Origin of the sequence: Micromonospora sp. NPDC049051 (assembly GCF_043197575.1) — a bacterium.
GTDB lineage: Bacteria > Actinomycetota > Actinomycetes > Mycobacteriales > Micromonosporaceae > Micromonospora.
Genome location: NZ_JBICTL010000004.1, coordinates 952,247 through 963,001 on the forward strand (window position 1 = coordinate 952,247; position 10,755 = coordinate 963,001).

General features: G+C 68.5%; 12 protein-coding genes and 2 tRNA genes. 7 read left to right on the forward strand and 7 right to left on the reverse strand.

The window, feature by feature from the left end:
- Window positions 1–19: 19 nt before the first annotated feature.
- Window positions 20–535, reverse strand: a complete 516-nt coding sequence (locus ACGFIR_RS21175; RefSeq protein ID WP_393146574.1) for a hypothetical protein — start codon at window positions 533–535, stop codon at window positions 20–22.
- A gap of 320 nt (window positions 536–855) precedes the next feature.
- Window positions 856–1,395: an RNA polymerase sigma factor gene (locus ACGFIR_RS21180; RefSeq protein ID WP_393146576.1), complete on the reverse strand. Its 540-nt coding sequence runs from the start codon at window positions 1,393–1,395 to the stop codon at window positions 856–858.
- A 194-nt stretch (window positions 1,396–1,589) separates the two neighbouring features.
- Between ACGFIR_RS21180 and ACGFIR_RS21185 the strand changes: the two genes are divergently transcribed.
- Window positions 1,590–2,003 (forward strand): contact-dependent growth inhibition system immunity protein, encoded by a 414-nt coding sequence (locus ACGFIR_RS21185; protein WP_392999325.1) that lies wholly within the window; start codon window positions 1,590–1,592, stop codon window positions 2,001–2,003.
- 43 nt (window positions 2,004–2,046) lie between these two features.
- Here ACGFIR_RS21185 and ACGFIR_RS21190 read toward each other — a convergent pair whose 3' ends face one another.
- The 4 genes from ACGFIR_RS21190 to ACGFIR_RS21205 form a co-directional block, all read right to left on the reverse strand.
- Window positions 2,047–2,547 carry a hypothetical protein gene (locus ACGFIR_RS21190; protein WP_393146578.1) on the reverse strand — a complete coding sequence of 167 codons (501 nt, stop codon included), beginning with the start codon at window positions 2,545–2,547 and terminating at the stop codon, window positions 2,047–2,049.
- A gap of 135 nt (window positions 2,548–2,682) precedes the next feature.
- Window positions 2,683–3,213, reverse strand: coding sequence for a hypothetical protein (locus ACGFIR_RS21195; protein WP_393146580.1), 531 nt, complete (start codon window positions 3,211–3,213; stop codon window positions 2,683–2,685).
- Complete coding sequence (locus tag ACGFIR_RS21200; RefSeq protein WP_392999330.1) at window positions 3,210–3,542, reverse strand: PadR family transcriptional regulator; 333 nt, start codon at window positions 3,540–3,542, stop codon at window positions 3,210–3,212. The genes ACGFIR_RS21195 and ACGFIR_RS21200 overlap by 4 nt, the downstream gene beginning before the upstream one ends.
- A 370-nt stretch (window positions 3,543–3,912) precedes the next feature.
- A tRNA-Gly gene (locus tag ACGFIR_RS21205) sits at window positions 3,913–3,986 on the reverse strand.
- A gap of 191 nt (window positions 3,987–4,177) precedes the next feature.
- Between ACGFIR_RS21205 and ACGFIR_RS21210 the strand changes: the two genes are divergently transcribed.
- From ACGFIR_RS21210 to ACGFIR_RS21235, 6 genes are all read left to right on the forward strand, one after another.
- A tRNA-Pro gene (locus ACGFIR_RS21210) sits at window positions 4,178–4,251 on the forward strand.
- Window positions 4,252–4,387: 136 nt separating this feature from the next.
- Entirely contained in the window at window positions 4,388–5,740 is a 1,353-nt protein-coding gene (gene tig / locus ACGFIR_RS21215; RefSeq protein ID WP_392999348.1) for a trigger factor, read from the forward strand.
- A 169-nt stretch (window positions 5,741–5,909) separates the two neighbouring features.
- A complete protein-coding gene (locus tag ACGFIR_RS21220) occupies window positions 5,910–6,551 on the forward strand; it encodes an ATP-dependent Clp protease proteolytic subunit (RefSeq protein WP_091628855.1) in 642 nt (213 codons plus the stop codon).
- A 10-nt stretch (window positions 6,552–6,561) separates the two neighbouring features.
- On the forward strand, window positions 6,562–7,224 hold the full coding sequence (locus ACGFIR_RS21225) for an ATP-dependent Clp protease proteolytic subunit (protein ID WP_392999350.1): 663 nt from the start codon (window positions 6,562–6,564) through the stop codon (window positions 7,222–7,224).
- Between the two features lie 217 nt (window positions 7,225–7,441).
- Window positions 7,442–8,737: an ATP-dependent Clp protease ATP-binding subunit ClpX gene (clpX, locus tag ACGFIR_RS21230; RefSeq protein WP_393146582.1), complete on the forward strand. Its 1,296-nt coding sequence runs from the start codon at window positions 7,442–7,444 to the stop codon at window positions 8,735–8,737.
- Between the two features lie 142 nt (window positions 8,738–8,879).
- Window positions 8,880–9,677 carry a carbon-nitrogen hydrolase family protein gene (locus ACGFIR_RS21235; RefSeq protein WP_393146584.1) on the forward strand — a complete coding sequence of 266 codons (798 nt, stop codon included), beginning with the start codon at window positions 8,880–8,882 and terminating at the stop codon, window positions 9,675–9,677.
- Between the two features lie 6 nt (window positions 9,678–9,683).
- Here ACGFIR_RS21235 and ACGFIR_RS21240 read toward each other — a convergent pair whose 3' ends face one another.
- The gene (locus tag ACGFIR_RS21240) at window positions 9,684–9,908 is read right to left on the reverse strand and encodes a hypothetical protein (RefSeq protein ID WP_392999354.1); all 225 of its coding nucleotides are present in this window, start codon (window positions 9,906–9,908) and stop codon (window positions 9,684–9,686) included.
- Window positions 9,909–10,755 lie beyond the last annotated feature (847 nt).

A 10,755-nucleotide genomic window follows, 5' to 3' on the forward strand; every position in this document is an offset into this window, starting at 1 on the left:
TTCGTCGTCGTCGCCACACCTACCGCCGCCACGCTTCGGCTGGCAGGCAGTTCGTGGCCGATCTGCCGTAGATCAGGGCCCCGGACGGCGTGGTGTAGCAGCGGTCGAGCTGGTTCTCGGCCTGAAACAGCGGGCGTCTGTCGAGCACTGCTCCCCGGTCGTCGTAGCTGATCAGCTCGGGACGGTCGTCGGCCCGCAGCCGGGCACCCGTCGTCATCAGGCCGAACGCCCCGCCGGAGAGACGTGCGGCAGTGGTACGGCCGTCGCCGTGGTCGAGCACCAGTCGGTTCACGCGTCCGCTGACCCGGCCGCTGACGCTGACGTCGCCGCCGTCGTGCTCGGTGGACGTCAGCAGGAGTCTCTGCACGGGGCCGGGTAACCATTCGCCATGCGGCCAGCGATCGGCCGACAGCCCGCCGGAGGGCTCCCGGCGCGGTCCGGCCGCCCGCACGTCACACGTCGCGTAGCCGACGTCGTTCATGAACAGCACCAGTGCGCGGGATCCACGCTCTGTCGCCACGGCCAGGTCGGTCAACGAAAACCTCACCGGGTCCTTACCCGCAGCCGGCTCAGGTCCCCGCTCGTGCCAGGTCAGGCATCGCTCGGCCGCGTCCCGTAGCGTCGGTGACAGCTCGCCCGGCCCCATTGCCAGCGCCTGGACCTCCGGCCCACCCGACCCGCGCCAGACAGCCGTCACGCCTGCGGCTACGGCCAGCAGGGCGACTCCGGCCACGGCGATCCTCAGCCGTGGCAGGCGGACCGGGCGCTGGCGGGCCATACGGAGGAGGTCGGCCCGCATCCTCCGCGTCGCAGCCGGGGGCAGGTCCCGCTCCGCGGGCAGCTCAGGGATCTCGTTCACCGCTTCCCCTCCTTGATCTCGTCGGGCAGCAGACGGGCCAGGCGGCTACGGGCACGACTGATCCGGGAGCGCACCGCTACCTCGCTGATTCCCAGCACAGCCGCCGCGTCGGCGTACGAGACGCCCGACCACAGGCACAGCGCCACAGCCTCCCGCTCGGCCGGCGAGAGCCGGCGTACGACGGCGAGGACCCCGCGCATGCGCCGCTCATCGTCCAGCCGTGCGGCGACGTCATCGGCGAGATCACCGTCAGCTTGTCGTTCTGTCGGCAACCGGCGTAACAACGCCAGCCATCGTCGGGCCGACCGCCACTCCGAACGCGCTCCGTTGGTGGTCACGACCAGTAGCCATGGCAGCACCGAGCCGTCCACCAGATGAGCGTCACCGCAGCGGCGCCACGCGACCAGGAAGGTCGCCTGGGTGACGTCCTCAGCCGTCGTCCACGACCCGGTCAGGCGGAATGCGTGGTTGTAGACCGCGCGGGAGTGCCGGTCGAAGAGCCAGCCGAAGGCCATCTCGTCGCCGGCAGTGATCAAGGAACACAGTTCCTCGTCCGGCGGCGGCATTCTCTGCGTCACACCACACCATGTCCGCCCAGGCCCTGCCTGTTGCAGATCATGGCCGACGATCTCGGACGGCCGTGGAAGTCCGCCCGGGAGAGGGGTGGGTTCATCTTGGGCTATGGGCGGCAGTCACCCCGAGATGGGGTGGTCTGACTACCCTGACCGCCGTGACGACCATCGAGCAGCTTGAGCGCGACGTGTGGCCGGACCCCGGCCCGGACGGCACCTCGCTCGTCCGGCGCTGCACCGAACTGCGACGCAAACCGGTGGGGGAGTTCACGGTCGAAGACCTGCGCATCATGCTCGGTCAGCAGATCGGGGTGTCGGCCCTGCTGCCCCTCGCGGTAGAGGTCCTGCTGCGGGATCCCCTGGCCGAGGGCGACTACTACCCGGGCGACCTGCTCATCAACGTGCTGCGGCTGCCCGACGCCGCGTGGTCGAATCTCCGAGCCGAACGAAAACGCCTGGCAGCGACTTTGACCCAGCTCATGGCCAACGCCCCGTTCTCCACCCCTGATCTCAGGCCGCGTGACCCGAACCGGCAGCTGCGCGACGCCATGGCGCGGTTCCTCAGCCGATGACCGCCGTTATCGGCCCCTCAGGACGTCGGAACTGCGCCTTCCGTCACGGATGCTCGGGTCCAGTCGGGGCGTTCGCGGAGAGGTTCTCCGCTGCCCACCGGGAGATCCCACCCAGTTTCATCGCGGCGGTCTGCGGATCTCCCTGTCGAATGTCCTGGCCGACCTCGGCATCGAAGCCCTCCAACCCGGTCTCCTCCTCGACGATCCGCGCGAGGCGGTACGCCTCCTCGGCGACAGGCAACGCCGCTGCTCCCGGATACCGGTAGGGGATCTCGATGCTTGCTGACGTTCCGTCGTAGTCGAGTTGGTAGAAGGTCGACGGTCCGTCGCGCCACAGGGTCAGCGTGGTCGGGTACTCCTCGACGGTGATCGGCCCCAACTCTGTGGCCGCCCTACGTGTCACCCGCTCCCACGCGGTCCGCTCGTTCACCCCGAGCTCCATGAGCGACGGCTCCTGCGGGTCGTACGTCGCCGAGATGTCATCGAGCGTTTCGGACAGAGTCCGGCCGGCCCTGCGCCGTACGAGGTGGATGTCGTAGGTCACGACGCAACCCTAGAGCGACGACCGTCTTCCCCGGCGCGGCTTGTTGGCTCAGCAGACCCGGGGAGACCAAGCAGGACCGCATGGAAGCCAGCGCAGGGCGGCCGAGGGTACGAAGAACAAGCGGTCTTGTCAGCTTCACGCTAGCGGTCCGGGTCGCTCCTCATCTTCTGGATATTCGAGTAGACCGACATCCTTCAAATATCCGGATACATCGACGAGTGTAAAGCTCCTCAGTAATCCGGTGTGAGTAGTGGTGCTGGTCGTGGTGCTGCCGCCTGGAAGGATGACATTGAACGAGTGGAGATCGCCGTGTCTGCGTCCGGTGGCGTCCCTGCTGGGATCGCGCCTTCTCCGGATCTTCTTTGATGTGAAGCGGGTAAGCGCGTTTCTGGCCTTGACGTAGTTGGATCTCACGGCTCTCGGTACCGCCCGGCCGGCTGCCCCGAGAGCGAACTTCGAGGCGGTCAGAAGCTTGAGCAGCTTCCCCGGCCGCTCCTCGATGATCGCCGCCCACTCCTCGGAGTACGTCTCGGCTGCCTCGGGGTCGGTGGTCCAGCGGTAGGCCGACCACCGGACCAGCTTCTTCGCGAGCCAGGGCGAGACGTCAGTGATCTCGTTGACAAGTAGCCCGAACACGATGCCGAGGGTCATCTCCCACTTGCTCAAGTCTGGCACCACCCGAAGGCGAGGCGGGTCTGGGCGGCGGGGGCGGCCTTGGCCTCACGCTGGGCGATCAGCTGCCGGGCGCTGGCGATGCCGTGACCGGTGAGCTGGTAGTAGCGGCGGCGCGGCTTGCCGGGCTCGGTGTGCTCGTCCCAGCGAGAGGTCACCCACTCTGACTCGGCGAGCCGCTCCAGGATCTTGTAGATGGTGGGTCCGGACTTCCCCGTTGCCTTCATGATCGCCCAACCGTGCAGCTCGTAGTCGTCTGCGGCGAGCAGGGCGTTCAGGACGGCAAGAAGGGGTCCGGTCACCCGTACGGGTCCGTCTGGCACGCCCTTAACGATAGTAGGTGAAATAAGCCGTGTCCACATGGGACGCCTGGTCCGGCTGGCAGGCTGGCGATCGGCTCGCGGGCCCGGTCGAGCGTTACGTCGCGGCCCCTTGGTGGGGGCGGCGCGGCGTGCAACCGCCCGCCCATCTCCGCTGCAGCAGCACGCGTGGCAGGTCGAGATGGCGGCCGGACGCCCCGGTAGCCGTCGCCATCTGGCAGTAGGTGCTCTCCGATGCCACCGCCACCTTGTGCGGGTTCGCAGTGGCGCGCTCCAGGAGGCGGCCGGAAGGAAGCCCGGTTGCCGGGCCGGTTTGATCGACTGCCGCTGATGCGGCCGCCGGCTGGCGCCGGCCTTGACCTGTGGATGTTGCTGGAGCGGGCGACGAGAATCGAACTCGCACCGTCAGTTTGGAAGACTGAAGCTCTGCCATTGAGCTACGCCCGCGTGCGCCCTGATGCTGTGGGCGCGACGACAGCGTACCCAATGACCCGCCGGCCCCGCGCGGCCGTATCCCGCCCGGGGGAGCGGCGAGCGGTTTCCCGGGGTGTCATATGTCCGATTGGTCCCTCTTCGGCGCGTTGGGCGACGCCCCGGCACCTCCGGCGGGCAGGGACCGCATAGACTGCTCGTCGCCACGGGGTGTGGCGCAGCTTGGTAGCGCACTCGCTTTGGGAGCGAGGGGCCGTGGGTTCAAATCCCGCCACCCCGACTGTCGTCCGCGGCCGGTCGCCGGGGTCGCCCCTCGTGCGGTGCCCGGCCGCTGCCGGTGCGTCCGGCCGGCTCACCTACACTCGATGGGCTTATCACGCCCAGACTAAAACCGAGATCCGTCAAGGAGTACGCCTGTGAAGAGCACCGTCGAGACTCTGAGCCCGACGCGCGTGCGGCTCGCCATCGAGGTGCCGTTCGTCGAGCTCGAGCCGAGCCTCAGGAAGGCGTACCGGGAGATCGGACAGCAGGTCCAGGTGCCCGGCTTCCGCAAGGGCAAGGTTCCGGCGGCCGTGATCGACCAGCGGGTCGGCCGGGGCACCGTCCTCAACGAGGCGGTGCAGGAGGCCATCCCGCAGAACATCCTCGCCGCCGTGCGCGAGCACGACCTGAAGACGCTCGGCCGCCCCGAGGTCGAGATCACCGAGTTCAACGACGGTGACTCGCTGAACTTCACCGCCGAGGTCGACGTCCGCCCGGAGATCACCCTGCCGGACCCGGCCACCATCGAGGTGACCGTCGACGAGCTCCAGATCGACGACAGCGAGATCGACGAGCAGGTGAAGAACCTGCGTGAGCGGTTCGCCACCCTGAAGACCGTCGAGCGGGCCGCCCAGGAGGGCGACTACGTCCAGATCGACCTGAACGCGACCGTCGACGGCGAGGACGTGCCGGGCGGCTCCGCCAGCAACATCTCCCACGAGGTCGGCAGCAAGCAGCTCCTCCCGGGCCTGGACGAGGCCGTCGTCGGCCTGGCCGCCGGCGAGAGCACCAGCTTCACCACCCAGCTCGTCGGCGGCGACTTCGCCGGCCGCGACGCCGAGGTGGCGGTGACCGTCCGCACGGTCAAGGAGAAGGAGCTGCCGGAGCTCAACGACGAGTTCGCCCAGATGGCGAGCGAGTTCGACACCATCGAGGAGCTGCGCGGCGACCTGCGCGAGCGGGTCACCCGGGGCAAGCGGGTCGAGCAGATCTACGCCGCCCGCGACAAGGCGCTGGAGCAGATGGTGGCCGCCGCCGAGGTGCCGGCGCCGGAGGGCATCGTCCGCGAGGAGGTCGAGAGCCGCAAGCAGGCCATGGTCGACCAGCTGGAGCGGATCGGCGCCTCCCTGGAGGAATACCTGGCGGCCGAGGAGAAGACCGAGGAGCAGATCGACGCCGAGCTGACCGAGGCGGCGACCGAGGGCGTCAAGGTCCAGCTGCTGCTGGACACGCTCGCCGACGCCGAGGACGTGCAGGTCTCCGACGACGAGTTCGGCCACGAGATCGTGCACCGGGCCCAGCGCGCCGGGATGGCTCCGCAGCAGTACTACGACCAGCTGGTCCGCTCGGGCGCGGCCGGTGCGGTCTTCGGTGACGTACGGCGGGGCAAGGCCCTGGCCTCGGTCATGGAGCGCATCAAGATCAAGGACTCGGCGGGCAACGAGGTCACCCTCGACGCGCTGCGTGCCGAGAGCGAGGCCGAGCACGCGCACGACCACGAGCACTGATCGTCGGGTGAGGCCGCCGTCCGCCGCCTGCGGTGGACGGCGGCCGATTCCCTTTTCGGGTACGCCTCGGCGGTGCTGCGCTGATAGCGAACACTGCCCGGACCGACGCTCTGCGATCTGGCTGAGCGGTTAGTGTCGGGTAGGACGGTACGGAGAGCGAAGGGCTGCCATGACCGACATGCACATCCAAGCGAAGCCGCTCCGGGCGATCGATGCCCGCGGTGGCGACACCATTGGCAACCTCGACGACTCGGTCTACAACCGGTTGCTCAAGGAGCGCATCATCTTCCTGGGCAGCGAGGTGACCGACCAGGTCGCCAACCGCATCTGCGCGCAGCTCCTGCTGCTCGCCGCGGAGGACCCGGACCGCGACATCAACCTCTGGATCAACTCGCCGGGCGGGTCGGTCTACTCCGGCATGGCGATCTACGACACCATGCAGTTCATCGACAACGACGTCTCGACCGTGGCGATGGGCATGGCGGCGTCCATGGGTCAGCTGCTGCTGTGCGCCGGCACCAAGGGCAAGCGCTACGCCCTGCCGCACGCGCGGATCATGATGCACCAGCCCTCCGGCGGTCTCGGCGGCACCGCGTCCGACATCGCCATCCAGGCGGAGCAGATGCTCTACACCAAGCGGATGTTCCAGGAGCGGGTCGCGCACCACACCGGCCAGAGCCAGGCGCAGATCGAGGCGGATTCCGACCGCGACCGCTGGTTCACCGCCCAGGAGGCCCTGGACTACGGCTTCATCGACAAGGTGATCATCGGGGCCGCCCAGGTTCCGGATGGCGCCGGGACCCTGAGCTGAGGAGCTGACGATGACCGACCTGAGCCTGCCGCCCCAGTTCGCGGCCGTGCACAACCGCTACGTCCTGCCGTCGTTCGTCGAGCGCACGTCGTACGGGGTGAAGGAGTCCAACCCCTACAACAAGCTCTTCGAGGACCGGATCATCTTCCTCGGCGTCCAGGTCGACGACGCGTCGGCCAACGACGTGATGGCGCAGCTGCTGACGCTCGAGGGCACCGACCCGGACCGCGACATCATCATGTACATCAACTCGCCCGGCGGCTCGTTCACCGCCATGACGGCGATCTACGACACCATGCAGTACGTCCGGCCGGACATCCAGACGGTCTGCCTGGGCCAGGCGGCGAGCGCCGCCGCCGTGCTGCTGGCCGCCGGCACCCCCGGCAAGCGGATGGCGCTGCCGAACTCGCGGATCATCATCCACCAGCCGGCCACCGAGGGCGGCTACGGGCAGGGCTCGGACATCGAGATCCAGGCCCGGGAGATCCTGCGGATGCGGACGCAGCTCGAGGAGATGCTCTCCCGGCACTGCAACCAGCCGGTCGAGAAGGTCCGCAAGGACATCGACCGCGACAAGATCATGACGGCCGAGGAGTCCAAGGAGTACGGGCTGGTGGACACCATCCTCACCAGCCGCAAGAAGGGCCTGCTGGCGGCCAACGCCGCCAGCTGAAAAGCTCGGGTCACGGTCGGCCGGGAGTCCGCTCCCGGCCGACCGTCTGACACACCCGATTTGGGGGTCGGAGAAACCTCCGCCAGCGGGTAACGTCGGGTCTGTGCCGCTCCACCGGTACGCCGGCGGGGTGCACGAGCGGGTGAAACGAGGCGGGCGCTTCCACGTCCGCAGGCGAGGGCCGGGTCTCCGGCCGACGAGTGCAGGGAGAACGTAGGTGGCACGGATCGGTGACGGCGGCGACCTACTGAAATGCTCGTTCTGCGGGAAGTCGCAGAAGCAGGTCAAGAAGCTCATCGCGGGCCCCGGCGTCTACATCTGCGACGAGTGCATCGATCTCTGCAACGAGATCATCGAGGAGGAACTGGCCGAGTCCGGCGAGGTAAAGTGGGAAGAGCTTCCCAAGCCGATGGAGATCTGCCAGTTCCTCGACACCTACGTCGTCGGGCAGGACCAGGCCAAGAAGGCGCTCGCCGTCGCGGTCTACAACCACTACAAGCGGATCCAGGCCGAGGCGGCCGGCGCGCCGGGCTCCGGCAGTGACGCCGTCGAGCTGGCCAAGTCCAACATCCTGCTGCTCGGCCCGACGGGGTGCGGCAAGACCCACCTGGCGCAGACCCTGGCCCGGATGTTGAACGTTCCGTTCGCCATCGCCGACGCCACCGCGCTCACGGAGGCCGGCTACGTCGGCGAGGACGTGGAGAACATCCTCCTCAAGCTGATCCAGGCCGCCGACTACGACATCAAGCGCGCCGAGACCGGCATCATCTACATCGACGAGGTCGACAAGATCGCCCGCAAGTCCGAGAACCCGTCGATCACGCGGGACGTCTCGGGCGAGGGCGTCCAGCAGGCGCTGCTCAAGATGCTGGAAGGCACGGTGGCCAACGTGCCGCCGCAGGGCGGGCGTAAGCACCCCCACCAGGAGTTCATCCAGATCGACACCACCAACGTGCTGTTCATCTGCGGTGGTGCCTTCGCCGGGCTCGATCAGATCATCGAGGCCCGCACCGGTCACGGCGGCACCGGCTTCGGCGCCCGGCTCCGGTCGGTCTCCGAGCGGTCGACCGACGACATCTTCAGCCAGGTCATGCCGGAGGACATGCTGAAGTTCGGGCTGATCCCCGAGTTCATCGGCCGGCTTCCGGTGATCACCAACGTGCGCAGCCTCGACCGCACCGCCCTGGTGCGCATCCTCACCGAGCCGCGCAACGCCCTGGTCCGGCAATACCAGCGCCTCTTCGAGCTCGACGGCGTCGAGCTGGAGTTCGAGTCGCCGGCACTGGAGGCGATCGCCGACCAGGCGATGCTGCGGGGCACCGGCGCCCGCGGCCTGCGCGCGATCATGGAGGAGGTCCTGCTCTCCGTGATGTACGAGGTGCCGAGCAACCCCGACGCCGCCCGGGTGCTGATCACCCGCGAGGTGGTGCTGGAGAACGTCAACCCGACGATCGTGCCCCGCGAGTTCACCGGTCGCCGCGCCCGGCGGGACCGCGAGGAGAAGTCGGCCTGATCCACCGTCGCCGCGCCCGTCCGCTCAGGTCGGGCGCGGCGTCGTGTCCGCCCCCGCCGGCGAGGGCGCTGGCGGATCCGGCGATCCCGAGAGCGCACTTCGGCGCTGTCGCCACCCGCCCCTCCGGCCGTACGCTGTCTCCATGCGCGTCGCCGTCTGCCAGCTCAACTCCCGCGAAGACCGGAAGGCGAACCTCGCGGCTGCGGAAGCCCTGCTGGAACGCGCGGCGGCAGCCGGCGCGGACCTGGCGCTCCTGCCGGAGTTCGTCGACTACCTCGGCCCCGCGGCGGGGCTGCCCGAGCCGGAGCCGGTCGACGGCGAGGTGGGTCAGTTCTTCGCCGGCATCGCCCGGCGGCTGGGCATCTGGTTGATCGCCGGGTCGATCCACGAGCGCGGGCCAGATCCGGAACGCACCTGGAACACCTCCCTGGTCTTCGACCGCTCCGGCACGCTCGCCGCCAGCTACCGCAAGATCCACCTGTACGACGTGGAGATCCCCGGCCGGGTCTCCTACCTCGAGTCGGCCACCGTGGCCCCGGGCGACCAGCTGGTGGTCGTCGACGTCGAGGGCCTCCGCGTCGGCCTGTCGATCTGCTACGACCTCCGGTTCCCGGAGCTGTACCGGCAGCTCGTCGTCGACGGCGGCGCCCAGCTGCTCGTGGTGCCGGCCGCCTTCATGGTCCACACCGGGCGGGATCACTGGGAGGTGCTGTTGCGCGCGCGGGCGATCGAGAACCAGTGCTTCGTCGCCGCGGCGGGGCAGACCGGCGACCACGAGCCGAACCGGACCTGCTACGGGCGCAGCATGGTGGTCGACCCGTGGGGCACCGTGCTCACCCAGGTGCCCGACGGCCCGGGGCTGGCCGTCGCCGACCTCGATCTCGACCGGCTGCGCACCATCCGCACCGAGCTGCCCAGCCTGGCGAACCGTCGCCTCTGACGCGCACTACTGCAGCAGTACGCCCACCACGGCGAGGCCGGCGATTGCGGCGGCTGTGACCAGCAGCGCCGTCGTCATCCGGGACCGCCCCCGTTTGGCCAGCCGGGTCACCGAGACCAGGACGACGAAGACCACGAAGGCGCCGATGACCAGCTGCCAGAACGGCAGCAGGAGTCCCGTCAGCGCGTCCTCGGCGAGCACGGTCACCTCGGTACGCGGGAGGTCAGCCATGACAGACACTCTGGCATGCCTGGGCCGCCTTCGGGCCCCACGTTCTCATCACGAATGGGCGACCGCTCGGGCTTGGGGCGGGTGCGCAGGGTGAGCGTGACCGGCAGTTCTGCGGCCGCCGTCACGCCGTAGCGACGGCGGCCGCGCAAGGTCCCCGGCAGCCTGCCGGCCGCGGACTGGGGGAGCGGGGCTGCGGCGCGGACGGGGCGTCGGCGGGGTCTCACGACGACGGCGGCAGTTCCACTCCGGACAGCGACGAACGCCGATTTGCCTTCTGGGAGCGGGCCGCGTAACTTTCTCTCTGCACGCGGAAGGCCGGACAAACCGGCTGACAAGGGCATCAGGCTCGTGGCGGAGACGCCGAGCGAGGCTGAGGATCCGGATGGTGCGAGGACGCCCCAAGATGGGGTTGCGATCGCGAGGCCGACCGGGTAGAGTTTCGAAGCCGGCAGGAGCCGGGCGGATGGCCACAGAGTGGCGATCGGCCGGTCTGCGGTTTCCCACGACAGCAACGACCGCCGTGATTCGGCGTGCGTAATCGTGGAATCGGAACGCAATTCGTTGATCACCTCGAACGTGGGTTGACGACGGGGAGTGAGCCGAGTAGGGTCGAGGAGTTGCCCCAAGCGGGTTCCCAGATTGCGGGACGCCCGAGTGGTGTGTGGTTGTTCTTTGAGAACTCAACAGGGTGCTTGATAAGCCAGTGCCAAATTGTTTATACCCCGGACTGGTGAACCTTTACAGGTTTGTCAGTCTTGGATTCCTTTGGCAACACTTTTTGTTGCCGGGATGACTGTTCGACAAGTTTTTGTTGGAGAGTTTGATCCTGGCTCAGGACGAACGCTGG